This is a genomic window from Undibacterium sp. KW1 (assembly GCF_009937955.1).
GTDB lineage: Bacteria > Pseudomonadota > Gammaproteobacteria > Burkholderiales > Burkholderiaceae_D > Undibacterium.
The window spans coordinates 4,458,159-4,483,080 of sequence record NZ_AP018439.1; the positions used below are offsets into that span (position 1 = coordinate 4,458,159).

Here is a 24,922-nt window from a genome sequence, read left to right on the forward strand (position 1 = left end):
CATCCCACCCCTCATCTACCCGAACAGCAGGGCTTTACTTCTGTCCAGCGTCTAGACGTAGTGTGTACCTATCCAGTAAAGCAAGGCTAGCAAGATCACGGTGTCGCGCATTAATAATGCAACGGCTCGGCGTGTTTCTCTATGTAGGCGTGCTTTGCGGGTCAGGCAAGATCGACAAGCATCCATAAAACGAGCGTGAAGAAGTAAAAAACGCCTCCCTGGTATGAACCTGGGGGCGTTTTTATTTTACACCTGTGGCTGGCAACCAGTCTAGGTAGACGGTGGCAAGTCCAAGAAGCGGCAAGGGGTGAAGTGCAAATCAACCTCGATGCAGTGCCAGCCGCTAAACTGGATGGCGGCCATTTCCTGTAGATCGACATAGCCCCATTCATCGTAATCCAGGCCGGTGACATAGCCAAAGGCAATGCGTTCGCCATCGAACTCGCTCAAGTACCAGGTGCCGCTACCAGCGGCATTGAAGAGTCTGGCGGCGATCATGGGGTTGCCTGCGCTGTCTTCCTGGCTGTAGAGGGGGTAATCTTTGAGGCGGGCGGCCACGGCTTCGATGAGTTTGTTTTGCTGCTGCATGCTTGCTGCTCCTGTGTGTCGGTGGGCGACCCATGCGCAACATGCACACGAGTCCCCGACCAATACCCAGGGATTGCCTGGTTGCTGTCTGGTTGCCAGGCGGTTGCGTCTGCTTGCTGTCGGTTGCTGGTAGCCTGCTCACTAATGGCCGAGCAGGCGGGCGAACCAGGAGGGCTTTGCTGTCTTGGCCGGTGCGGATAGCAGGAGGAGGTTTTCTTGGGCGAGTCTGTCGAGGTGTTGCCGCAACCAGGTTTCGCGTTCTTCCGCTTGCTGGCGCTGGTGGGCTTCGTCACTCAACTTTTGGCGCAGGGTAGCTATTTCTGTGTCCTGGGCGCTGAGTTGTTGCTGCAACAGTTGGAAACCTGGCGCAACTGGGTTGTCGGCAACAGGTTTGTCTTTGTTTGGCACTTGGAAGCCAGGGAAGACCCGAATACATTCAATCAGTTCGACATAGGGCTTATCAAGGCTGTCATGGCAGACAGTGAGGCGGCCTTTGTTGATGTAGACCTTGCGCAGGTTTTGCACGCTCATGGCGGCACCACGGGCGACATCGGCCAGGGTCAGGCGGGAAGGAGTAGGAGGCAACATGGGAGGATGGAGATAGGCAGCAACCGGTCACAACTTGCCACAATTGGCATAGCAACCGGTGCTTGTCTGGCAGTATATGGTGTCGGCCTGGCTTTGCAAATTCTGGCGAGGGGCCGGTGCAGTTGGTGGGCTATGCAGAAATGCAGCAGGGATGTTCATCATCTACGCGGTGTCTTTACGCTGTCTGCCTGGTTAAAAAATCATGGATCGGGGAATTTTTGTAAGAGGTGAATTGTGATTTTTTAGCCTTGTTGGGAATCGGGGTTTATTGGGGTTTTGGGGAGCTTTGTTGCTGGGGATATAAAAGTGTGGCGGGTGGGGTGAACGCTTTGCTATGGAGGAGTTTTGACCGGTTGCGGGGGTGTTTTCCGGTGAGTTCAGAGGACAATGCTCGGTGTCATACCCCCTGTCCCCCTTGACCATTTTTCTTTTTATTGCAGAATGATGGCAAGTGAGGCAGGAAGGTGTGGGTGCTTGTTGCATGCCTCAGGATTGCTCCCCATCGTCCGAGACCGTTGCCGCCCACGCCGATACTTTACTGGGCTTTTTTTCCGTGTCGTTCGTCGGAACAGCCAGCCATGCACACCCCCGTGGTCGCCCACGATGTCTCCTTCCCCGCTGGGTGCATGTTGTTCACGCACGGGGCACCTACCTGGCAATTCAGGGATTTACTTCCGTCCAACCGGAGAAACGAAACACAAAAAAACCAAACAGGAAGCGACCAGGCCTTGAAATCTGTTTGGTTTCGTCCTTCTAGGTTCCCGTTGTCTCGTGTCCTGAACACTGGCCTGGTCTAGCAATGTTCAGAACGCGAGCAGTAGGGTTAGTACTGAGCAGGTTCGCAGAAGAGTGCAAATTGCTTTGCATCTCCCACATAGGATATGGATTTTGCTATCAATTGCAAAAGATTTTGTGCAAGCCCCGTCAGTGAGCCACTTTAATCAGGGAATACCCTGGCTTTTGCTGTGTGTGGCTGCCTTACGTTAATTGCACGTTGACTGATCCAAATCCCTCCGCCGTTTTTTGCAAAAATTGCTGATCTGGCGAAGGGATTTGGCTTAACTGAACACTGAACGGGGCAGGCAGGAATTTGACTCTAGTTTTTTAAAATTTTTAATTGCAAGAAATCTTTCAATAAAGAACACGCCTCATCCAATCCAACTCCATATACAAGTCTTACCATCCTTACGATTCTTAACTCTGGTAGGTTTTCACTTTTTGCCACCTGCACAAGCTCATCAAGAGTTAAACCGAAACTCTTCAGTAATTTGTATGTCTCATAATTTGTAGGGTCAGCATCGGTTCCAATATTTTTTCCACTTTCTGGGACAAATTGAGGAATTGAAGGCCAAAGTAATTCGATTTCTTTAGCAAAACGAATTGCCAAGTCAATCCGTTTCGTATTTTCTGGAGCTGAGCTACTCTCCAATTCATTTAAAATTCTGATCAAACTATCCATACAACTTTTAAAAATGACTTCGTTACTCATTACTACCTCTTTAGTGGTTAAATTGCCCATGCTTCATTTGGTATAACTTTGCATAGCGCGTCGCAACTCGCTCAACATATATCTCCTCATGAATCAGCGGCCCAGTTGTCAATTCCATTGCTTTCCAGTTACCAAGCTGCGCCTGACGTCCTAATCGAATATGCATTTCTTCGTGCCATATCGACTTGAAAAGTTCGCTGTCCCTTATAAGTGCACTTTTTCCGATCCTCAAAACTTCACTTCCAACAGGCACTTGAGGTGCCACTAAAGCACTACCGTATGACGTCAATTTAGGATCATATAACGGATCGACAGAAGGTTTTATCCCCTTCATTTGAGAAACAAAATCATCTACAAAGCCACGTGGATCAGCATACCTCTCTGTGTATGCAAAATAATCATCAGGGTGCGCAAAATCGGGCCTACTTACTTCCACCTCACGAAATCGCGGTCCTATTCTACTAGCCGCGTTTCTACTAGCCGCATTTATCAACTGTCCGGCCCCAGCCACACCGCCTAAGAATGGCATGCCGTCATCTACGGCTTGAGCAAAGCGAGAGGAACCTGTTAAATCTTTTACACCATCATATGTCAGTGTATTTTGTCGTTCACCATTGATCATCCTGTTGATACCCGTACCAACATTATCCCCACCATGCCAAGCCAAAGGAACACCAACAATTGCGCCAACAGTCGTTGCACTCAATGGTATGGCACCGGCTATCTCCAGGCCACCTCCAATGGCTTGTCCAGCACCTTTAATTCGCTCAGAACCTTGGACATAGTATTTGGTATTCTGCCACGTCATTGAGGCAGCACCTCCAAAATCAATTTTGTCAGCGGAATATGCTCCCCATATGTTTCGTATGGTCGCAAAATAACCAGGATCTTTCTCAAGCGTACTCCCGTCAGGCAAAAATCTTCTTTCCACACTAGCATAGGGATCAGGTATTGCCCATGTCATCGCACCCGTTTTTTGGTCTATATAAGCTGGTTGACCATGTTTCGCTATAATTTCTTCCAATGACCCCAGACTCTGAATAACACTATCGTTCGGGATGATGCGAGGAGTGATGTATGTAGCTTTACCGCCAGTTCTCATTCCACCTGTATACATCTGTGATGAGGCATCTCTCAAAAGGGGTGAAGTAGACGGAATGATTTTATACTGCTCTTTATCCATCATACGCTTGGCGCGTGCAATCTCGTCATCATAAAAAGAAATCGGCTCTTCCGTCACATTTTGTGCAGCTGGATTCAAAATATCATCTATATATGGAACGTTAACCTTTTCAAGTTCTCCAGGCTTAAAGAATGTTGCAAGAGGCCGTTCACGTATCGCAAAGCCACTGGTGTTCTGCGCTCCGAGACTCTCGCCCAGGGCATTGCCAAACGCAATTGGCCGGATGCAAAGTCGTAACCGACCTCCCCGCACACGCAGTAATGACGCGGCTCTTGGCTAGTCGGACAGGCTTCACAGGGCCGTAATTTAACTTTTTTGCGCCGACGTGCAGTTTTTAAATGTGCGACGGGGAGATGTACTGTCTTGGCAGCTAAAGAGGGAAGCTAATTTTTTCTTGTCAGAGTGCTTGCTATGGAGGGAATTGGTTTTACTTTTTGCAACCACGCCCACCACTTTTCATTAGTATCGATCAATCAGATACCGTAAAAACTTAAAAAAATCACTAAATACCCCATTTTTGGCTGTTTATCGTGAGCAGTTTTTTGAAGTCGGTATGCGATGATTCATACACATTATTTTTTTGGAGAGGCAAATGAAACACACCACATTCGCAACATGGCAGCGTGATTTTTCACCGATGATTCGCAAGTTGAAGAACCCCTTGCGCAGCCTGGCTTACCTTGCAGGCATTGGCAGATTTTTGATTGCTTTGATTAATTTTTTCAGACACACATGAAGTCTTAGCGCGGTGCGATGCCTTGTTCAGCAAGTGACATGCGCAGCCTGTCAGCGGCTGCTTGCATGTCTTGCGCTTCTTGTTCATTGGCGGCCAGCGGACGATAGTCGCTATAGCCCGCACGCTTCAAGAATTGCGCCAGCGCCCAGGCTTGCTCTTCGTCCAAGTTCAGCAGAATCTGGATGCTCATGGGCTGGCCTCGTCCTCTTCTGCTTCGGCTTCGGCTTCCCTGTCTAAGACAGCGAATAACGCATCTGCGGCCTGTTCCCGCCCTTCCTGGTGCTGCATTGCTTCTGTGGTCGCTTGCACGGCTTTGACACGCCTCTGCGCTCCTGGGTGCGTGCTGGCATGGACTTGCTGCAATTGCCGGATGGCGACCTGGGTATAAATCTGGGTGGTACTCATTTCTGCATGGCCGAGCATGACTTGTATAAAACGGATGTCGGCCCCGCCTTCAAGCATCAGGGTGGCCATGGTGTGGCGGAACAGGTGGCAGCCGCCGTGCTTGCCCAGTTCTGCCCGTTTGACATACTGGGCCACGGTGGTAGAGAGCCAGCTTTCATTGAGGGCAGTACCTTCACGGCTTAGAAACAGGGTGTGCTCCTGCAGGTTCCAGGCCAGTTGCGGACGGCTTTGATCGAGGTAGAGTTGCACCCAGTACAGGGCGCGTTCACCGAGGGGAATGAGGCGGTCTTTTCTGCCCTTGCCTTCGCGGATCAGGACGACGCATTGATCAATGTCGATATCGCTGATCTGCAAATGGGTGATTTCCATCCTGCGCATACCAGTGGCATACAGCACTTCCATGATGGCGCGGTCGCGCAGGCCGATAGGCTGGCGGATATCGGTGCAGGCCATGACACGCTCGACTTCCTTGACACTGAGCACATGGCGCGGCAGGCGGCGTATGCTTTTGGGTAGGTCGAGTTCTGAAGCAGGGTTGGCAGGAATGTGGCCTGTCCGGGTCAGCCATTTGAAGAAGCTTCTGAGCGGCACAATCTTGGCACGGCGGCTGGCAATGGAGAGGGCTGCACCATCTTTTTTACGGTAGTAGTAGAGGTGGCGCTGGTAGCGTTCCAGCACGGCCTGGCTGACGTGTTCGGGATGGGTGACGCTTCTTGCATCGGCCCAGGCGATGAAGTCGCGGATGTAACGTTCGAGGTTATACAGGCTGCTTTCTGTGCTGCCGGTGATGCCGCGATGTTCAAGGAAGCGACGCATGGCAGCGTACAGACCACGGGCGTCCCTAGGATCGCCGACGGGTTTGGTAAAGCGTTGGCGTGGGGTGGATGGACCTGAAGGCATGGCGACCTCAGACTATGCTGGCTGCCATGGCAGCGGCTATGACAGGACTGCCGTTATGCAGGGGCTGTATACGCTTATTTTGTGGTGCATCCTTTATATCTGCTGGCAAGCCTTGTGCTGCCTGGGTCTGAGTGGTTGGTACACGCTCCAACCTGGGGGCAACCTGCGGCAAACTTGGGGGCAACTTGCCAATGGCCTGCCCCAACTTGCTGCGGTCGTAGTCATTATCTGAGGCCAAATCCTGTACATCCCGCAAGCCGCATAATTGTTTTCCGGTGTCTTTGCCATCAAACAACAAGGCATATTGCAGGGCATGGCCACGACTGCCACCATGCACGATCAGGTATTCCATTTCGGTGAGCCGTGCACAGTGGACCTTGAGCTGGTTGTCACTCCATTTGGTGATATCGCGGATGTCACGGCGACTAAAACGTACTTCGCGCAGGGAAATGTCTTGTTGTTGCGCCATCCGGTTCACCATGTCGTGTACGAGCATTAATAAGCGTCTGGTCTGCGGTGGTAATTCGTCCAGTGTCCGGCCCAGCACTTCATGGGCAATGGTGTTAGCTAGGGCAATATCGCTTTTGGTGACTTCGATATAGGCAAGCTGCTGCCCATTGTGATTCACTGTTTTGACTTCACGCTGGTGCTGGTGCAATAAGGTAATGGCGCGTATCAGGGTCAGGTATTTCATATGATCGCGCCGGGTTCTGGTCTGTTCATCGAGGAAGGTCAGTTGATCGGCATAGGGATTGACGACCAGCACCGGCTTTAACAGGCGCTGGGCATTCTGGTGTAACTCGGTGATGGTTTGTTTGTCGTTGGCGGCCAGCAAGCCTGCCAGGGTCTGTTTTGAGCGTTGCCGTGCATGGATGGCCTGGGTTTGTTCGCGGCTTTCATTGACGGTGAGGACTAAACAGCGGTTCATGAGTTCTTCATCGACATCAATGGCGGTAGTGGTCAGCATGAGCATGACGGGGCCTTTGACTTTGTATTGCTTGGTGACGAGGTTGCCGGTGACATCATCCTTGCCGGTACTTGCCATGCTGAGTTCACCATCGCTTTGCAAGAGTTTTAAGGCGTAGGCCGCTTGCCGTACGCCCTCCTCTTCGGCGATGGCGAGTATCTTGTGTTGCATGTCGGTTTCACCGAGATAGAACAGGCTTTGCCCTGTCATGGCGCTGTATTGCTGTTTGTCTTCTGGCGGCACCATGGCTAATACGGCCTCCATCAAACTGCTTTTACCAGCAGCGCTGGTGCTTTGTATCAGGATAGCCAGCGGGGTGTCGAGTTTGCGACTGACTGCGGCCAGGTAGCCTGCCAGTAAATTATTGGCTTCGCCAACAACACCACAGCGTTCCATGTCGGCCACGAGACGGGCAATCAGGTCAGGGGCTTGCAACAGTTGGAGGGCGGCGGCTTCTTGTTCGGCAGTCAGTGTCAGGGGCTGACTTTTAGCTTGGGAGTTGCTGCGGATGAGTTCGTCTTGTAGGGTTTCCAGGCGCAGCAGTAGCGTGCCGATGTCGTGCTTGATGAGATTGTCGGGCAATGCCAGTTCGACGGCAGCCTGTTTGATATAGGTGGCGCGACTGCGGGCAGCGTACAGGTCAAGGGTATCAACATGGTAGGCGCTGTGTTCGCCTGATCCGCTCGCTTGCAGACGCACTTGCAAATTCACGCGCATAGATTCGGGCGAGGTATTTTTTTTCCAGCCACGGATGCGCCAGTGACGTTCGTCCTGCACCATCGTTATTTCATCGCTGTCGAGTTCGGCAGCATGTACCTGGTCGGCTTCGCTGCCTGGAGTGGCGGTGGTCACGGCAATGGTCGGGGCCGTGATGTCGGCGGCGATTGCCTCAGCGGCTAAAGGAAGAGGCTCAACCATCGGCGGCAAGTCTGGAGGCGCAGGAGATGCAACGACTGGCGCGGGTGCAATGGGGGTGGCGGGTCGCCCTATCCATTCAGCTTGTCTGAGCATGAGGCCCAGGCTGTGGTGGGCGGGTGTCAGTTTCAAGGCGGTGCTGTTGGCATCCATACCTTTGGGGAAGTGTACGCGCAGGCATTCGATGCTAGCAGCAATCAGTTGGGGGGCCAGCTTGTCGGCGGCCTTGTCACCTGGTTCGTCTCTATCGTAAGCAATCAGGATGCGCTGGGTGCCGTGACGCTGGAAGGCGGCCAGATGGTCATCGGTAAAACCTTCTATGCCGTAGCTGGTGGTGACATTGGTATAACCGGCGCACCAGAATGTCATGGCGTCGATCAGTGCTTCGCATAGGATGATTTCTTTATTATCTGCCAGTGCCTGTTCGTTCCAGATGCCGCGACCAGCGCTTCTGCCCTGGTTGGGCAGGTAGAGGTGTTTGGGGGTGCCTTTGCGCAGGTCATCACGTATCTTGCGACCATAGATTTCGGTGACATTGCCTGCCTGGTCAAGAATGGGAACGATCAGGCTGCCATTGAAGTGTTCGTGACCGCTGTCACGGTAGAGGCCGACATGCTGCAAACGGCTGCGAATTTGTTCGCCGGTCTGCTGACGCTTGACGGGCAAGCGCAGACCCAGGCTGCGATTGGCATAGCCAAGCTTGAAGCGGCTAATCAGGTCGGGATGATCGAGGCCACGTTGTTTCAGGTAGGCCAGAGCTTCCGGCGAAGCCAGCAAGGTCTGGTGGTAGTAATCCACGGTTTGATTCAGCAAGTCTTGGTCGTCTGCATCAAACACGACCGGCGGCGGCAGGCTGCGCACGACGCTGCGTTTGACGGGAGAGTCACCAACAGGGCTGGCAGCTAAAGAAGAATCCGTTTTGAGCAATTCGACCGCATGGCGAAACGAGACACCGCGCAGCTTCATCACCCAGTCAATCGGGCCGCCACCAATCTGGCAGCTAAAACAGTGCCACAGGTTTTTAGCGGGGGTGACGATCAGGGAGGGTTCGCTATCGGCATGGAAGGGACATAGGCCGAGCTGGTCTTTGCCACTCTTTTTTAAAACGATACCAGCGGATTCCACCAAGCGCTCGACCGACACTTCATTCTTTAGCCGCTCGACTTCTGCTGTTGGTATTCTTGCCATAAATCACTTTCCCCTGGAAACCTGTCAATACTCTATTCGGATATACGTAAACTAACATATATGTTATCTTTGAACAAGTCAGTTAAAAAGGGGGACTTATAGTGACGTTCGCTCAATTACCAGCTTTCCTCGCTATGGAATTTCCCGAACGTGTGACCGCTCTACGCAAAGAGCGTGGTTTGACACAACAAGCGCTTGCCGACAAGGTTGGTGTGCATGTGCTGCAAATCCGCCGGTACGAGGGAGGCACTTCGCAACCTACGCTTGATGTTATCCGGCGCTTGGCAATTGCTCTTAGTGTGAGTGCGGATATGTTGGTTTTCGACCAGGAGGATCAACGTGGCCCCTCGGACGATCTACGCTTGCAATTCGAGGCCATCAGCCAATTTTCGCAGGAAGAGAAGGAAGTCATCAGGGAATTGCTGGAGGGAATGATTCTCAAGCATGATGCCAAGCGCTGGATCAAACCATAAAAACTAGCCGCTAAAAAAAATCCCCTACCGCCGAGGTCGGGGATAGGGGGAGCTTTTTTTTCTTTTTAAAAGAAGAACACACCATTTGCAAATAATCTCTCTATTCGATATTGTAAATGGGCTACTCTTTCATCCCCCTCCATATGAACACCCCACAGATGGCAGCACCTGCGTCGCGCAGTAGCATGGCCGAACAGCTCCAGACCGTTCAAAGTAAGATTGCCAACGCCCCAGCAGAGTGACTTGCTGAACGTGAGCGCCGCTTTTTAGCGATTGAGAAACTCAGAGAATCACGCAAGATACTGGTGGACTACTACACCACGCCAGGTGTCACGGCACCATTCCCCATCAATCCAGTCGAAGAGGATTTGCACTTGTTTGCCTGCACCGATACCGCCACGCTGGAAGTTTATGCAGAGATCGATGCTTTACTGGTGACCGAAGCGCAACGCGGCACACCAGTTGAGGTGTTAGCGTCTTAGTGTCAATGGCATTTTTTAATGCTACACATAATGGGCCATGCGCTCGTAGAAGTAAGCACCTTTGGTTTCCATGTCTTCACCGGCATTAACCACCACCGCAGCCAGGTATTCAAAGAAGCTTTGCTTGATGTAGTCCACCACCAATTGGCGGAAGGGTTCGATATTGCCATCGACTTGCGCCTGTTCCAGGGCTGCGTAATACGCCAGCCTGGCATCATCATCCCCAGAGATACGCGCTATTGGATAACCATGCTGTAACAGGATGAGGTTCATCACCAGTCGTGAGGTGCGACCATTGCCATCAATCCAGGGATGCACTGTGACGATTTTTTCGTGCATGTCAGCAGCCAATAAAGCTGGATGGAATGCCGTAGCGTATTCATCATAGAAATGGAACACGTCTTCCATGCGTTTTGGCACCAGGTAAGGTGGCGGCGGCACATGCCGCGCACCAGTAATTTCTACTTGCACCTTGCGATAGACTCCGGCATCAAGTGGACGGATACCCCCTAGCACAATGGCATGGATGTGGTTCACCAGGCGCTCATTCAAGACCACTTCTTGCCCTGCCAGTTCGCGGATATAACCGATAGCTGCCTGATGATTGCGTGCCTCCAGGTGTTCATCCAGGGACTTGCCCTTGATGGTCATGCCTTTGGCAATGACCATGTGCGTTTCTTGTAAAGAGAGCGTATTTCCTTCGATTCTATTGGACTCGTAGGTATATTCGGTGTCCCAGGTACGCTGCAAATTTTCTAATTGGGTTGGATTGAGAGGACGGAAACTATCAAGGCAGCGCTTCAAATCATCGAGCTGGTCGAGGGCAGCGCGTAAATCGCCGTTGACTTCATTGCTGACATCAGGGAAGGCACGGGCCAGCAATTTCTTCATGTCCATAGTGGTCTGGGTAACGGATAAAACACGCTCCACAAAGACCTGGCGCAAGGCTTGAACATGGGTCTTGTCTTCCGGCGATAGGATGGCTGCGGGGTGTTGTTCTGGGGTCGTTTTCATCGTTTAACTTAATACTGGCAAGGAGTAACGCCACCAGTTGGTGGACGAATGCAGCCATTGTATTCACTTTAGCGGCAAGCTCCAGCAAATCGGTATAGAAGAGAATTGTCAGGCGGCATAAATCGCACCACCTGACAGAGTTGACGCGCCAACGAAATAAACATCGTGTGATACAACAATCTATCTCACAAGCTTCAGTAATTTAGTAGAGTTAATCGCGCATCGTTGAGCAATACGATAAGCATAGGTATTGACATGATCCTCCATACAATATGCATCAAACAAAGACAAGCAAGCATCAATTCCCATGGCAATATTTCCTTGCCACTGGTCGCCATGCTTTTCACCTTCCGCCTTTGATGGCTGACATAAACCGCAAAATAAAAAGACTCGCTCACCTCTAAATTCTTCGTATCTTGCCTTTCGTGTTGCCGTATTTGCCCATTCAGGAAACCAGTCCCACTCCACTGTCACGACAGGATAAATATCCCCCACAATTTCATAGCCGACCTCCTCTAATAATTCACGCTTGGAACTAGCAACAATATCTTCATTGGGATCAACACCTCCACCTGGAAACATAATATATTTTCCATGATCTTGCGCCAGGATTTCATAACTTCTGGTCAAGAGAAATAATTCCGTCTTTTCTCTGTAAGGTAAATTTTTTCGGTTCATATCAGACTTTTTCTAAAAATAGGTAGCGCAAAGAGGATGTAGTCCGGCCTTGTTAGACCGGACTACATTGCTATGCAAGCATAGGTAATAAGGAGGGATTGTCACGCTCAAACTTTTTCAATATCCGCTCAAGTATCTTCAGGCAATTTGCCACTTCCTCTCGCCCTGGGGAACGGATTGGAATAATCGGCTCATGAATTTCCCTTGTTTTGCTTAACACCAGTGTTTGCCCGCTATCAAGGGACTTGTCTTTGATAATCAACGTAACAGGAAGCTCACGTCCTGAAGCAGATGCTATCGAATGATAACTATTGTTTCCGACAGTCAATATGTTGCCTACAAAGTGCTTGCGGGTATACCACTGACTTAAACGACCAAGAAACTCATGTGGTGCATTCAGTTGGCCGCCCTTATGACGAACAAAGCAAAAAAATTTGCTTTTCTCATCCTTGTCCCATCGCCATATTTTCTCGGTATACCCTCCCTGTAAGCCATAGCTGAGAAACGGGTGTTTATGATTATGGATATACGTCTCCTTGCAATCTTCGTAAATGTGGAAACGAACTTCTGTCGTTGGTGTATCCAATACAATGATTTGATACATAACTTGAGGGACATGCCTGACTTCGTACTGTGTTGGAGAAGACAAGACCTGCCTGAGTTGATCGATGCAGAATTTCTTCATTTTGGAAGAAATCAGCAATGAAGTTGATAAAACTTCAAGACCAATATTGAATGATTCTCTGGGATAGCTACTCATAACGCCTCCATGTGGTAAAAAAACAATATTTTTTTACACATGCAACGCTATTTTTGGCAATTGAGCCTTTTCTTCAAACAAAAAATTTACTTTTCTGTCAGAAGGTTTATAAAAGATGTGTGTATAGCTTTAACGATTCAAATTCCATTGAATTCGCTATTGCATCTCACCCCCATATTAGTGATAATCTGGGGTTGTCGTCCCATAAACGGCAAAACGCCTCAAACATGTTTCATGTGCGAGGGATGCCGGAAACGACTTGCCTGATGATAGGTTCGCAAATCTTTCACATCATTCAAGACCGTTCCGACATTAGAGCTTCAAACTTTGCAGCGTCTCAGCCCACCCTAGGAAGTGGGCTGAGTTTTTTTTAAGCCAAATTCTGGCAAAAAAAAAGCCGCCAGACATACTCACATACAGTTATGTCCTCGGCGGCCTGCTTCTTACTTGACACCACTTACGCAGGAACAATATGCCGAGTTGGCGGGCAAATCTTTTATTACTAGAATTGCGGTGTCATATGTAATATAGCACACCATTTATTGTGATCGTTTGAATTTTGCTACAAATTTGCGTGTAATAGAGACATGTCACCGAAATTCAGCGACAAGCAGGGATGGCATGACGATTTATGCGACTACGCAGACACAATAACTGTGGTGCGCTTTGAACGCATTATCTTGAATCGTTTTGCAAATCAAACTCCGAGTAGTAGATGTAGTAATAATTGAGCTATGTCATTCTTGTATCCTTATCGTAGGACGCAATAATGACGCGACGATGACCATCGTCACAACATCCCGCAACTATGCGCCTTTAAAATTCAGTTGACAAGTGGTTGTTCTACAACAATCTGCCCCACAAACCTTCCTTTACGGGACACAGCAACCAGGATCACTCTTCACGACGGTAAATAGCGGTTTTTGTGTCTCACTATCTCGTCTCTTGCTTTTTTTAAATTATTCTTACAATGAGACGGGTGATGGGACACCTCACATTCATTTCCTAATTATTTCGTCTATGAAGATCGGCTATGCTCGCGTCTCTACACGCGACCAGAATTTACACCTGCAACTGGATGCCCTGACACTGGCTGGCTGCGATAAGGTCTTTGAAGAAGCCGCCAGTGGAGCATCGATGCAGCGCCCCGTCTTATCTGAAGCCTTATCGTATTTGCGCGAAGGCGATAGCCTGGTGGTCTGGAAGCTAGACCGTCTTGGCCGCACATTGGGCTGATTGGTCAAACTGGCCGAAGACTTGCGCCAGCGTGGTATTCATTTGCACAGCATCACCGATGGGATTGACACAGGCACACCCGCAGGCCGTTTCTTTTTTAACGTCATGGCTAGCCTGGCCGAGATGGAGCGCGACTTGCTCCGCGAACGCACCCGTGCAGGCCTGGCAGCAGCACGCAACCGTGGTCATTTGGGTGGTCGCCGCATGACCATTACACCTGGTCAGCTCGAAGCCGCCCGCAGCTTAATCGCCGCAGGCAATTCCATACGGCAAACTGCCATCAAGTTAGACATACCACGCGCCACCCTACACCGCAATTTGCAATCACCAATAATTGTGTAATAGTCATGACTCTTCCAGGCTGCATATCTGTTTTCTTGCGGCCTGGCACTATTTTTTTGATACGTGCATAAGGAGTGGTCGATGTCTGAACTTACCAATGATGAGATTAAGTCTTACATGAACAAATGGGACCTGGACGACAAGATGCTGACACCCGTCAGACATGCTTTTAATAAAGCAGACATTCATGACCGTATCAGGGAGATCATGTGCGTCGACTCTGGTCAATTCAAGTGGCCAGAGCATGTGGACAAGATTCAAACCGAACGCAGGCGCAAAGAGATTCTTGAGGATATCAACACTCGAATTGCAACCATCAGCACTTTGCCTCAGGACATGCACTGTATTGCCAACTCAAAGCAAATTGTCAGGCCGTCTAGTGAGGAATGTTGGGAGGCTTTCGTGGGTGCGCCTCTCGGCGGTCTCCTGTTCAATTGGCTCCTTCTACAGGGTATTAGTTTTATATTTAGTGTGGATCTTCCGACTTGGTTATGGCGCTTGACAGGTACAGGGTTCGTGATACTCTTATTTTTAGTTACCACCAAACAGCCACAAGACAGGAAGAAGCTGGCCACAGATATCGCCGAGCGCATTACTAAAACCATCGACGAACATAAAGCCAGGCTTTTTCATCTCCAATCTGAACTCGAAGACGAGCACAATATCCATCTTATCCGCACCCGTGATCTAGGGGGAGAGCATGAGAGAAGCGCCGTACAAACCGCCCAGGCAGTCGGTGCAGTCACCAAGAACGTCGCCGCAGAAACTGCCAAGATAACCAAAGACCTCATCAAGGCAGGCCAGAAGCTCCAGGCCGAGAATGTGGCAACGCAAACACAGACCATTGACCACTTGGCTGATCGCCTGGAGCAACAAGCCCACCGCCCTCTCCCCATTGCGCCGCCCGTCCAAGATGAGCGTGATGCCCGTATTGCCGCACTCCAGGCCAATGTTGCCAAACTGGAAGAGATTAAGGCACTGGAAGCAAGACTGGCCATATTGAAGGAAACGACATAATGGGATGGACGAACCTTGCCACCCTTCAGGCACAACTTGACCCAGGCTACCAGAGTAAGCTGCATTTCCTGCAAGAGAAGCTAACAGGCGAAGCACACATCGCCCAATTCCAGGCACGGCAAACGACCAATCTGGAACAACAACGGCATTACAACAATAGTGAACTAGAGCAATTACGTTATTCCAATAGCAGTGGAATAGAACAACAACGGCACGACCACAACAGCCATCTGGTGCAACAACAGCATGCTAACAACCGTGACCTGGAGCAGCAGCGATATGACAACAGTCGTGACCTGGAAGCTGTGCGTGCTGGCAATCAGGCAGATGCCGATGCCCGTCGTTTCACCCATGATATCGACATGCAGCGTGCAGGCCATTACCTCAAACTCCAGGAGCTGCAAGCCGACTTAAACAAGTCCCTCACGCTGGCCTCTCTGGAATACCAGGCATCTATGCTCAAGACCATTGATGATGCCCATGTGTCCGTCGTCAACACGATATCCACCATGCTGCTGCAACAGGATGCGGTCATGGGCGAAGTAACCAAGATGTACGCCGCTGCCCGCTTTTCTGAATCCAAATCCAGGGCAGACCATATCCGCCAGCTCGAAATCATGCGCACCCAGCAAGAATTGAATATGGGCGAGCAGGTCTATGCCATGCTGATGGAAACTGTCACCAAGTTTATCGAGGCGGGCAAGGAGGCCGATGCACGGCACACCATCGACAAATTGTATGCAGAAGCCCTGGCGGGTGCTTTTTAGTACGCCCCAGCAAAGCGGCCTGGTGATTGAATGCAGTTGCGCTGCATGACTGGCTTGTCAGTTGAGGTGTGACAGTGATGGGAATGGATTGGCGGTAGTGGCGCTGTGGTTGCTGGTCTGCTTGTTGTCGCTGAGTTGTTGCCGGTTGCTGTAGGTTGTCTGTGCGAGGGCTGGCGGTTTGGTGGCGTGCCGGTGTCGCCTACAGGGCTGTTTATCAGTACTGTGTTCGGCCAAATTTGACTCGCTATCCCTTTAGGATATAAAGGTTTGTGCGCCAGGGGTGTTGTCTCATTCTTGGCTTCATAATGGGATGATCCTTGCCTCCTGCCAGGCGGTCGGGAACATCGAAACAGGGGGTTCTGCATGGATTTATCGACCTTTGTTGCACAGCACATGACGCCCCAGGAAGCGGCGCAACACAGCACGGCATTCTCTGGTGGGTTGCTGGCCCTGGATGCGCAACGGGTATCTGCTTTGATTACCCAATGGCGAGCCACCAGCAACAAGGCACTACCGCTGACCTACAGCGAATTTTGTGGGGTGCTGGCAGGTGATCTGTTGCCTTCGGATTCCATACAACGCGCCTGGGAACGCTTGCCGTTGCACCGCCACCGCCCTGCCGCCCCCAAGTTGCTGCCCTATGTCAGCGAACGCCGTGCCGATTTATTGACCCACTTGTCTATCGCCTATGAGTCCAAAGCCCGCGACATCCTGACGCATTTTGCCACCACACCTGCGTCGCCCAAGCTGTATGCAGCGTATCTGGCATGGGCTGGTCGTGATACCCGTCAGGCGTTTTTTCGTCGCTGGGCCATGCCGTTTCCAGAAGGAGGCAGTGTGGCCCATGGATTCATTGCCGCCAGCTCTGGCTATGGCAAGTCAGAACTCATCAAGGCGCTGGTGTTCGAGCGGGTACGACGCCAGGAAGGGGTGGTCGTATTCGATCCACATGGCGATATGGTGCAGCAGATTGCCCGCTGGCCAGAAGTCGCCAGAAGCGGCAGGCTGCTGTATATCGACCCTTATCTGGCCGGAGCAGAAGGTATGATAACGCCTGTCATGAACCCCTTCGAGGAGATCAATCGCAACCCCTATCAGGATGCCGCCGTGTCTTACCTGGTGCGCTGCCTGCAACGGGTAGTCGGCACCCAGCAAGCCGAGATCACGCCACGCATGGTGGCGCTCTTGCGCACGGTCTTGCCACCGATGGCAAAGCAAGCCAATGCCAGCCTGCTTGATCTGTGGGCGGCCATGGGCAACCCCAAGAAACCGGCAGCCGAGGCATTGCGTGAGCTATTGGCCGCCCATTCCCAGGATAACGCGGTCAATGCCGAATTTATCCGCGAGGATTTCAAGGACGGTGACTACAATAATTCTCGCGTGGCTCTCCGCAGCCGCCTGCAATACCTGTTTAGCTCCACGGTATTTACCCGTTGTGTCACAGGGGCTTCCACCTTCAACTTGCGCCAGGAGATCGATCGCGGTGCCATTATCCTGGTGGATTTGTCCGGCAATATGGGCGATGGGGTGGCCGCTGACTGGGGTAAGTTTCTGTTGTCGTCCCTGTTTTCTGCGGCGATGAGCCGGCAGGATGTCTTGCCACACTTGCGCCGCCCCTGCTTTGCCTATATCGATGAGGCCGATGCTTTCTTGAATGAGAGTATTGAGGATATTTATGCCAAGACGCGTAAATATGGCTTGTTCCTGACGCTCGCCCAGCAAGTGCCTGGGGCAGGCATGACGCCCACCATGGAAAGCCAGGTCTTCGGCAATTCCGGCATGCGTATCGCCGGTTATTCGGGTGACCCTGCCAGTGTCAAACGCCTGGCCGCAATCACGGGTGCGCCAGAAGAAGCCATCCAGGATTTGCGGCGCGGTGAGTTCATCTTTAGGGTGCCTCCCCATCTGCACCGTGCCACGGTGCGCAAGGATTTGCGCAATTTTGCGCATAGCATCAGTGAGCAGGAATGGCAGCAGGTCAAGGCTGACCAGTTGGCGCGCTATTACCGTGACCACAGCCTGACTGGCAAGCCGCAGGCGGGCATGCCTGCCTATGGCGGCCATGGTGGCAGTGGCACGCCCTCTGCTGCTTCCGACACGGAACGCGCCCGTTTGCAGCGTCTGCGTGACCCTGACTGGGATCACGCCTAACTCTCTTTTTGCCTATGCCTTCTCTCCAACCTGAGCAATTAAAAATCCTGCGCCTGCTGGCACGTACCCAGTTTGCCAGCATGGATTTATTACACAAGCTGACCGGCAGCCAGCGCAAGCCGCGCACTACCTATCATTTGCTGCATGAGATTGAGCATGGCTTGGGGATGATCTGTCATAAGGTGTTTTACACCAGGAACAAGCAGGCGCTCGGTACCACTTATGCACTGACCAAGGCCGGTGCGGCCTATGTGGCCGAGCTGGAAGCCTGGCCGCCTGGCACGGTGTATTACCCGCAAGGGGGCATCAGTTTTGCCTTTGCCGACCATTTTCATAGGGAGGCTTGTGCCTGGTTTGCCGCCAAGTTCTGGGAATGGGCCGATAGTACGGAGGATGTGGCGGTGTCGCGCTGTATCGGCTACTGGAAGAAGGATGCCTCGCAGTTCGCTGTTAACCGTGTGGTCGTGCCAGGGCTGGATTATCCTATCATTCCTGACTGGGTATTGCGCTTTGAGCATGGCAGTAAATCGCGCCTGGTGGCAGTGGAGATTGACCGCACCACGGGCCGCACCCGTCTCCTGGATCGGGTGCGCTATTACGCGCAGGCCATCGATACCCAGGCCATCTCGCAGCGTTTCCAGCATCCCCGTGCGCCTTTCGTGCTGCTGGTCACGGAGTCGCCGCAGCGCATGGCGCAGTTGCTAGAGGATATTCATGCAGGCAAGGCGGGGGCAAGTTTTGTGAAGGATTTTTTGGGTATTTTCCAGGTATCGACTTTGCCGGATATCGCCACAAGGGGCGTGGCAGCAGGTTTTTTCAGGCTCGATGGCTCGCCCTCGCCTTTGTTTGCTTCGCCTTGAGTCAGCAGCAAGCGTCTGGGCATGGAGCAGTTCGGGCCCAGACTGGGGAATCTGGCTTGACTCGGTGGCACTGCTGCCTAAGATAGCAGGCAGACGGATCAACAGATCAAACAGGCCAAACAGGTCAATGAGTCAGCAAATAAGATAAGGGGGTGGAATGCGCGAACATCCCACCCCTCATCTACCCGAACAGCAGGGCTTTACTTCTGTCCAGCGTCTAGACGTAGTGTGTACCTATCCAGTAAAGCAAGGCTAGCAAGATCACGGTGTCGCGCATTAATAATGCAACGGCTCGGCGTGTTTCTCTATGTAGGCGTGCTTTGCGGGTCAGGCAAGATCGACAAGCATCCATAAAACGAGCGTGAAGAAGTAAAAAACGCCTCCCTGGTATGAACCTGGGGGCGTTTTTATTTTACACCTGTGGCTGGCAACCAGTCTAGGTAGACGGTGGCAAGTCCAAGAAGCGGCAAGGGGTGAAGTGCAAATCAACCTCGATGCAGTGCCAGCCGCTAAACTGGATGGCGGCCATTTCCTGTAGATCGACATAGCCCCATTCATCGTAATCCAGGCCGGTGACATAGCCAAAGGCAATGCGTTCGCCATCGAACTCGCTCAAGTGTAATTTCCCCAGCTCCCACCGTACAAATCAGCCTATCTGTACCGATTTCCCATCATCAAAGAACCTGTCAGCTATAACGCCAATTCGCCCAAGCGAATTTTCCTGTACCAAATTGAATACTGCAAAATAGGCATCTTTTCCGATTCAGGTGCCGTCATGCAACGCTACTATCCCAACCTTCAAGCCATTCACCAACAGACCATGCAGCTGGAGTACGCGCAATGCAAGCATTGTCAGCAAACACAGCACTTGGTTTCGCACGGCTTCATCCGCAAGAAACGCTTGGGTGCCGAACCGCAAGCAGTTGGCAAACGCGTCTACTGCTCCAACCGCCATCATCGCACCGGTTGCGGGCGTACCATGCAGCTTTATCTGGACTCGACCATCCGCTATTTACATCATGCTGGCTGCTGTGTGGTGGCGTTGGTGCTCTTGCTGATGGCGGGCATGACCGTCCAGCACGCTTATCACCAGGCGACCGGTGTCAGCATGCCGCGCAATGCGTATCGATGGTTGCATCGCTTACACATGCAGGCGAGTGTCTACCGTAGCTTACCGCACCGACCACCACTACAGGATGCCAATCCGTTCATGACAACACATCGTTCTGCGCGTCTGGGGTCATTGATGTCAACATTCCAAACCTTATTGCAGCGCTTTGGACAGCACCTTTGCACGGCCTATCAGTCGCAATTGCAACGATCATTTCTGTGATGCGTGTTCGCCGGTCGTCAGACTTTTTTCCACATTCCCATCGTTTCTGTAGATTCAGCTCCATTGATTTCTCTTTCCTTGCCCGTGCAACAGGTTTTGACTCTCGATCATTTTGGATGACGCAGATAGGCTTTGCCTTCTTTTTTGACTCAACAGGAGAACGCATGGCTGCTAAACCTTCATTTGAATTACGACTACGGGTGTTGAATGCCGTGCATGATGCCCCCGGCAATAGCATGCGCGAGCGCATCAAGTTCGTCGCCGATAAAACCTTTATCGATGGCTTGTCAGGTCACCTGCACCAGTTCACCTGGCGCACCATCAGTACATGGCTGTATCGTCATAAAAGCCATGGCATGACCACCCTGCAAAACAAGACCCGTTCCGATAAAGATGCTTATCGCAAGGTGCAGGTGAATCAGTTGGCCGAGGCAATCCATGAAGTGCTGCCGACGCTGACACACAATAAGGTCGGCGTGATCCCCAAAAGCGTTCTATACCGGGTACTTTTGCAGCGCGGTTTGTTCACCCGCTCGCAATTAGCACCGACCACGTTTTATAGGATGATACGCACCCACCAGTTACTGGATGACAAGGCTGTGCAAAAGCAACGCTTGTCGTTTGCCATGCAGTTCGCCAATCAATTGTGGCAAGCTGACACCTTGTATGGCCCGACCATCAAACAGGCGGATGGTCATTGGAGAAAGACTTTCCTGATCGCCTTCATCGATGATGCGTCCAGGGTGGTGACACATGCCGAGTTTTTCTACCGCGACAATACCGAGAACATGGTGTTGGCCTTCCGATCGGCTTTATACAAGCGCGGTAAGCCGGAGCGGCTCTATTTCGACAATGGCGCGAATTATTCCGCCAAGGAAATTCTGCAGGCTTGTGTGCGGCTGGATATTCATCTCTCTCATGCGCCGATTCGTGACGGTGCGGCCAAGGGCAAGATCGAGCGTTTCTTCAGGGGGTTCCGGGATCGCTTTCTGACCTTGCATCCCAGCTTCACGTCTCTGGAAGAATTGAATCGCCTGACGCATGAATGGGTGGAGGGGGAATACAATTCGAAGTCTCATAGTGCCATAGGGATGACGCCGGTTGATCGTTTCAATCTGGACCGTAACCGGGTGAAGTTTTTGACTGACGATGCGTTTTCTGCAGAAGTGTTTTTTATGGAGGAGACGCGTAAGGTGAGTAAGACCAACGTATTCTCGATCCATTCGCAGCGCTATGAATGCCCGGTCGATTTACGCGACAAATCCATTCAGGTGCGCTATGACCGCATGCGCCGTGACCGTTTTGTGGTGTATTTCAACGGCCACCGCATGGGGGAAGCAACGGTGCTGGATTTATACGCCAATGCGCGCTTGCGTCTGCCGGCAACGGTTGGGGGGCATGATGATTAAGGCCACCTTCGGTTTAACTAAAGAGCCGTTTTACCGCAGTGAGGTGGCGTTGTTGCCGCAGCAGGCCGAAGCCGTGGAGATGATCAGGGTTCATGCGCAGCACGGGGGCTTCTCGGTGATTGTGGGTCATCCTGGCGTCGGCAAATCTGTCATTCGCGAACATCTGGAACACTTGGGTAAGGAGCGCGATACGGTGGTGGTGTCTTTTAGCCAGACGATGCATACTTATCAGCCTATCTTGAAGCAATTGGCGGAGTCGTTGCAGGTGAATGCGCCAATGAAAGACATTGAAAAAGAGCTGATACAAGCGGCTTACCGTCATGTACAATCGCAAAAAACGCTGTATATCGTGATCGATGAGGCGCACTTGCTGGATGTGGGCATTTTACGTAAATTGCGCTTGTTGTTTGAGCGTTTCCCTAAAAAGCACAATCTGGTGTTGCTGGGGCATCCTGAGTTGATGTTTCGTTTGTCAATGACGTGTAATGAAGACATCAAGAGCCGGATCAGTTATTCCAGGCAGGTGTTGCCGTTGCATGACGATGACTTGACCAAATTTGTCGTCACCGAGCTGGCTGCTGTTGGTTTGGGTGCCAACACTTTCGATGAGGCAGCCTTGCAGGTCGTATTGCGGGCGGTGCAGGGTAATTTGCGGCTATGTCGTAACCTTTGTTACGCTAGTCTGATTGCTGCTTGCCTCGATCATCAACGCATTTGCACGGTGTCGCATGTCAATGCCGCGCTTCTGCAGCCGCACTGGCGTTCACACGATGCTTTGCTTAAGCAACAGGTCAAACCGCAGCGGGTGCCATCATGAGCATGCGTATCCACAAGCTCAACACTTACCTTCGGCCAGAGGACGCGTACACCATCGTTGAGTTTCTTGATCAGGTGCGTGACATGTTGATGCAGGCTTACGGCGATGATATAAAAATCATGCTGCAAGAAGCGTCACAGCACAATCCAATACAGAGGGAGTCGGATGATGATGAGTCGTTTTAGCGGGTAGCCGATATCATCATATCTTTCGGGGGGCGACATGCCCCCTTTTACACGACATTCGATATGACGGCAATTTGGTTGTCGTTATGATTTAAGTGAAGCTGGACATGCAAAATCGTATGACCGGAATGGGGTAATCCCGGCTCAATCTTGCCAAAATCGTGCGATGACAATTTGGGAGGAAGTACGATGGAAGCGGCGTGCGCAACATCAAGTACCAGGTGCCGCTACCAGCGGCATTGAAGAGTCTGGCGGCGATCATGGGGTTGCCTGCGCTGTCTTCCTGGCTGTAGAGGGGGTAATCTTTGAGGCGGGCGGCCACGGCTTCGATGAGTTTGTTTTGCTGCTGCATGCTTGCTGCTCCTGTGTGTCGGTGGGCGACCCATGCGCAACATGCACACGAGTCCCCGACCAATACCCAGGGATTGCCTGGTTGCTGTCTGGTTGCCAGGCGGTTGCGTCTGCTTGCTGTCGGTTGCTGGTAGCCTGCTCACTAATGGCCGAGCAGGCGGGCGAACCAGGAGGGCTTTGCTGTCTTGGCCGGTGCGGATAGCAGGAGGAGGTTTTCTTGGGCGAGTCTGTCGAGGTGTTGCCGCAACCAGGTTTCGCGTTCTTCCGCTTGCTGGCGCTGGTGGGCTTCGTCACTCAACTTTTGGCGCAGGGTAGCTATTTCTGTGTCCTGGGCGCTGAGTTGTTGCTGCAACAGTTGGAAACCTGGCGCAACTGGGTTGTCGGCAACAGGTTTGTCTTTGTTTGGCACTTGGAAGCCAGGGAAGACCCGAATACATTCAATCAGTTCGACATAGGGCTTATCAAGGCTGTCATGGCAGACAGTGAGGCGGCCTTTGTTGATGTAGACCTTGCGCAGGTTTTGCACGCTCATGGCGGCACCACGGGCGACATCGGCCAGGGTCAGGCGGGAAGGAGTAGGAGGCAACATGGGAGGATGGAGATAGGCAGCAACCGGTCACAACTTGCCACAATTGGCATAGCAACCGGTGCTTGTCTGGCAGTATATGGTGTCGGCCTGGCTTTGCAAATTCTGGCGAGGGGCCGGTGCAGTTGGTGGGCTATGCAGAAATGCAGCAGGGATGTTCATCATCTACGCGGTGTCTTTACGCTGTCTGCCTGGTTAAAAAATCATGGATCGGGGAATTTTTGTAAGAGGTGAATTGTGATTTTTTAGCCTTGTTGGGAATCGGGGTTTATTGGGGTTTTGGGGAGCTTTGTTGCTGGGGATATAAAAGTGTGGCGGGTGGGGTGAACGCTTTGCTATGGAGGAGTTTTGACCGGTTGCGGGGGTGTTTTCCGGTGAGTTCAGAGGACAATGCTCGGTGTCATACCCCCTGTCCCCCTTGACCATTTTTCTTTTTATTGCAGAATGATGGCAAGTGAGGCAGGAAGGTGTGGGTGCTTGTTGCATGCCTCAGGATTGCTCCCCATCGTCCGAGACCGTTGCCGCCCACGCCGATACTTTACTGGGCTTTTTTTCCGTGTCGTTCGTCGGAACAGCCAGCCATGCACACCCCCGTGGTCGCCCACGATGTCTCCTTCCCCGCTGGGTGCATGTTGTTCACGCACGGGGCACCTACCTGGCAATTCAGGGATTTACTTCCGTCCAACCGGAGAAACGAAACACAAAAAAACCAAACAGGAAGCGACCAGGCCTTGAAATCTGTTTGGTTTCGTCCTTCTAGGTTCCCGTTGTCTCGTGTCCTGAACACTGGCCTGGTCTAGCAATGTTCAGAACGCGAGCAGTAGGGTTAGTACTGAGCAGGTTCGCAGAAGAGTGCAAATTGCTTTGCATCTCCCACATAGGATATGGATTTTGCTATCAATTGCAAAAGATTTTGTGCAAGCCCCGTCAGTGAGCCACTTTAATCAGGGAATACCCTGGCTTTTGCTGTGTGTGGCTGCCTTACGTTAATTGCACGTTGACTGATCCAAATCCCTCCGCCGTTTTTTGCAAAAATTGCTGATCTGGCGAAGGGATTTGGCTTAACTGAACACTGAACGGGGCAGGCAGGAATTTGACTCTAGTTTTTTAAAATTTTTAATTGCAAGAAATCTTTCAATAAAGAACACGCCTCATCCAATCCAACTCCATATACAAGTCTTACCATCCTTACGATTCTTAACTCTGGTAGGTTTTCACTTTTTGCCACCTGCACAAGCTCATCAAGAGTTAAACCGAAACTCTTCAGTAATTTGTATGTCTCATAATTTGTAGGGTCAGCATCGGTTCCAATATTTTTTCCACTTTCTGGGACAAATTGAGGAATTGAAGGCCAAAGTAATTCGATTTCTTTAGCAAAACGAATTGCCAAGTCAATCCGTTTCGTATTTTCTGGAGCTGAGCTACTCTCCAATTCATTTAAAATTCTGATCAAACTATCCATACAACTTTTAAAAATGACTTCGTTACTCATTACTACCTCT

General features: G+C 51.5%; 24 protein-coding genes and 1 pseudogene. 11 read left to right on the forward strand and 14 right to left on the reverse strand.

Features of this window, described 5'->3' with window-relative positions:
- Positions 1 to 270: 270 nt before the first annotated feature.
- From UNDKW_RS20055 to UNDKW_RS20085, 7 genes are all read right to left on the reverse strand, one after another.
- On the reverse strand, positions 271 to 588 hold the full coding sequence (locus UNDKW_RS20055; RefSeq protein ID WP_162060162.1) for a DUF2958 domain-containing protein: 318 nt from the start codon (positions 586 to 588) through the stop codon (positions 271 to 273).
- Positions 589 to 729: 141 nt separating this feature from the next.
- Positions 730 to 1,176 (reverse strand): hypothetical protein, encoded by a 447-nt coding sequence (locus tag UNDKW_RS20060; protein WP_162060163.1) that lies wholly within the window; start codon positions 1,174 to 1,176, stop codon positions 730 to 732.
- A gap of 1,096 nt (positions 1,177 to 2,272) precedes the next feature.
- Entirely contained in the window at positions 2,273 to 2,665 is a 393-nt protein-coding gene (locus tag UNDKW_RS20065; RefSeq protein ID WP_162060164.1) for a hypothetical protein, read from the reverse strand.
- A 10-nt stretch (positions 2,666 to 2,675) separates the two neighbouring features.
- Positions 2,676 to 3,926 carry a hypothetical protein gene (locus UNDKW_RS20070; RefSeq protein ID WP_162060165.1) on the reverse strand — a complete coding sequence of 417 codons (1,251 nt, stop codon included), beginning with the start codon at positions 3,924 to 3,926 and terminating at the stop codon, positions 2,676 to 2,678.
- Positions 3,927 to 4,588: 662 nt separating this feature from the next.
- The gene (locus tag UNDKW_RS20075) at positions 4,589 to 4,774 is read right to left on the reverse strand and encodes a hypothetical protein (protein WP_162060152.1); all 186 of its coding nucleotides are present in this window, start codon (positions 4,772 to 4,774) and stop codon (positions 4,589 to 4,591) included.
- The gene (xerC, locus tag UNDKW_RS20080) at positions 4,771 to 5,889 is read right to left on the reverse strand and encodes a site-specific tyrosine recombinase XerC (protein ID WP_162060153.1); all 1,119 of its coding nucleotides are present in this window, start codon (positions 5,887 to 5,889) and stop codon (positions 4,771 to 4,773) included. Before xerC ends, UNDKW_RS20075 begins: the two co-directional genes overlap by 4 nt.
- 7 nt (positions 5,890 to 5,896) lie before the next feature.
- Positions 5,897 to 8,959, reverse strand: coding sequence for a CHC2 zinc finger domain-containing protein (locus UNDKW_RS20085; RefSeq protein WP_162060154.1), 3,063 nt, complete (start codon positions 8,957 to 8,959; stop codon positions 5,897 to 5,899).
- Between the two features lie 134 nt (positions 8,960 to 9,093).
- On the opposite strand from UNDKW_RS20085, the gene UNDKW_RS20090 reads away from it, so the two are divergent.
- Positions 9,094 to 9,432: a helix-turn-helix domain-containing protein gene (locus tag UNDKW_RS20090; RefSeq protein WP_162062038.1), complete on the forward strand. Its 339-nt coding sequence runs from the start codon at positions 9,094 to 9,096 to the stop codon at positions 9,430 to 9,432.
- A gap of 305 nt (positions 9,433 to 9,737) precedes the next feature.
- Entirely contained in the window at positions 9,738 to 9,914 is a 177-nt protein-coding gene (locus tag UNDKW_RS20095; protein WP_162060155.1) for a hypothetical protein, read from the forward strand.
- Positions 9,915 to 9,935: 21 nt separating this feature from the next.
- On the opposite strand, the gene UNDKW_RS20100 is transcribed toward UNDKW_RS20095, so the two are convergent.
- The 3 genes from UNDKW_RS20100 to UNDKW_RS20110 all read right to left on the reverse strand — a co-directional run bounded on the left by UNDKW_RS20100 (position 9,936) and on the right by UNDKW_RS20110 (position 12,366).
- Positions 9,936 to 10,928: a Fic family protein gene (locus UNDKW_RS20100; RefSeq protein ID WP_197892940.1), complete on the reverse strand. Its 993-nt coding sequence runs from the start codon at positions 10,926 to 10,928 to the stop codon at positions 9,936 to 9,938.
- Positions 10,929 to 11,108: 180 nt separating this feature from the next.
- Complete coding sequence (locus UNDKW_RS20105) at positions 11,109 to 11,606, reverse strand: NUDIX domain-containing protein (protein WP_162060156.1); 498 nt, start codon at positions 11,604 to 11,606, stop codon at positions 11,109 to 11,111.
- 70 nt (positions 11,607 to 11,676) lie between these two features.
- Positions 11,677 to 12,366, reverse strand: coding sequence for a hypothetical protein (locus UNDKW_RS20110; protein WP_162060157.1), 690 nt, complete (start codon positions 12,364 to 12,366; stop codon positions 11,677 to 11,679).
- A 1,020-nt stretch (positions 12,367 to 13,386) separates the two neighbouring features.
- On the opposite strand from UNDKW_RS20110, the pseudogene UNDKW_RS20115 reads away from it, so the two are divergent.
- The 5 genes and pseudogenes from UNDKW_RS20115 to UNDKW_RS20135 all read left to right on the forward strand — a co-directional run bounded on the left by UNDKW_RS20115 (position 13,387) and on the right by UNDKW_RS20135 (position 18,739).
- Positions 13,387 to 13,944, forward strand: a pseudogene (locus UNDKW_RS20115) (recombinase family protein).
- Between the two features lie 81 nt (positions 13,945 to 14,025).
- The gene (locus UNDKW_RS20120) at positions 14,026 to 14,961 is read left to right on the forward strand and encodes a DUF4398 domain-containing protein (protein ID WP_162060158.1); all 936 of its coding nucleotides are present in this window, start codon (positions 14,026 to 14,028) and stop codon (positions 14,959 to 14,961) included.
- Positions 14,961 to 15,728 carry a hypothetical protein gene (locus tag UNDKW_RS20125; protein ID WP_162060159.1) on the forward strand — a complete coding sequence of 256 codons (768 nt, stop codon included), beginning with the start codon at positions 14,961 to 14,963 and terminating at the stop codon, positions 15,726 to 15,728. The genes UNDKW_RS20120 and UNDKW_RS20125 overlap by 1 nt, the downstream gene beginning before the upstream one ends.
- A 363-nt stretch (positions 15,729 to 16,091) precedes the next feature.
- Positions 16,092 to 17,879, forward strand: a complete 1,788-nt coding sequence (locus tag UNDKW_RS20130; protein ID WP_162060160.1) for a type IV secretory system conjugative DNA transfer family protein — start codon at positions 16,092 to 16,094, stop codon at positions 17,877 to 17,879.
- Between the two features lie 14 nt (positions 17,880 to 17,893).
- Positions 17,894 to 18,739, forward strand: a complete 846-nt coding sequence (locus UNDKW_RS20135; RefSeq protein ID WP_162060161.1) for a replication-relaxation family protein — start codon at positions 17,894 to 17,896, stop codon at positions 18,737 to 18,739.
- Between the two features lie 436 nt (positions 18,740 to 19,175).
- Here the strand turns inward: UNDKW_RS20135 and UNDKW_RS20140 are convergent, their stop codons facing one another.
- A complete protein-coding gene (locus tag UNDKW_RS20140; RefSeq protein WP_162060166.1) occupies positions 19,176 to 19,355 on the reverse strand; it encodes a hypothetical protein in 180 nt (59 codons plus the stop codon).
- Between the two features lie 159 nt (positions 19,356 to 19,514).
- Between UNDKW_RS20140 and UNDKW_RS20145 the strand changes: the two genes are divergently transcribed.
- The 4 genes from UNDKW_RS20145 to UNDKW_RS20160 all read left to right on the forward strand — a co-directional run bounded on the left by UNDKW_RS20145 (position 19,515) and on the right by UNDKW_RS20160 (position 22,483).
- Positions 19,515 to 20,072 (forward strand): hypothetical protein, encoded by a 558-nt coding sequence (locus UNDKW_RS20145; RefSeq protein WP_162060112.1) that lies wholly within the window; start codon positions 19,515 to 19,517, stop codon positions 20,070 to 20,072.
- Between the two features lie 164 nt (positions 20,073 to 20,236).
- Positions 20,237 to 21,481: a DDE-type integrase/transposase/recombinase gene (locus UNDKW_RS20150; RefSeq protein ID WP_162060113.1), complete on the forward strand. Its 1,245-nt coding sequence runs from the start codon at positions 20,237 to 20,239 to the stop codon at positions 21,479 to 21,481.
- Positions 21,435 to 22,298 (forward strand): AAA family ATPase, encoded by an 864-nt coding sequence (locus UNDKW_RS20155; RefSeq protein WP_162060114.1) that lies wholly within the window; start codon positions 21,435 to 21,437, stop codon positions 22,296 to 22,298. The genes UNDKW_RS20150 and UNDKW_RS20155 overlap by 47 nt, the downstream gene beginning before the upstream one ends.
- Positions 22,295 to 22,483, forward strand: coding sequence for a hypothetical protein (locus UNDKW_RS20160; protein ID WP_162060115.1), 189 nt, complete (start codon positions 22,295 to 22,297; stop codon positions 22,481 to 22,483). Before UNDKW_RS20155 ends, UNDKW_RS20160 begins: the two co-directional genes overlap by 4 nt.
- 91 nt (positions 22,484 to 22,574) lie before the next feature.
- Here the strand turns inward: UNDKW_RS20160 and UNDKW_RS20165 are convergent, their stop codons facing one another.
- The 3 genes from UNDKW_RS20165 to UNDKW_RS20175 form a co-directional block, all read right to left on the reverse strand.
- A complete protein-coding gene (locus UNDKW_RS20165) occupies positions 22,575 to 22,835 on the reverse strand; it encodes a hypothetical protein (protein WP_162060167.1) in 261 nt (86 codons plus the stop codon).
- Between the two features lie 141 nt (positions 22,836 to 22,976).
- On the reverse strand, positions 22,977 to 23,423 hold the full coding sequence (locus tag UNDKW_RS20170) for a hypothetical protein (protein ID WP_162060163.1): 447 nt from the start codon (positions 23,421 to 23,423) through the stop codon (positions 22,977 to 22,979).
- A gap of 1,096 nt (positions 23,424 to 24,519) precedes the next feature.
- Positions 24,520 to 24,912, reverse strand: a complete 393-nt coding sequence (locus UNDKW_RS20175; protein ID WP_162060164.1) for a hypothetical protein — start codon at positions 24,910 to 24,912, stop codon at positions 24,520 to 24,522.
- Positions 24,913 to 24,922: the final 10 nt, after the last annotated feature.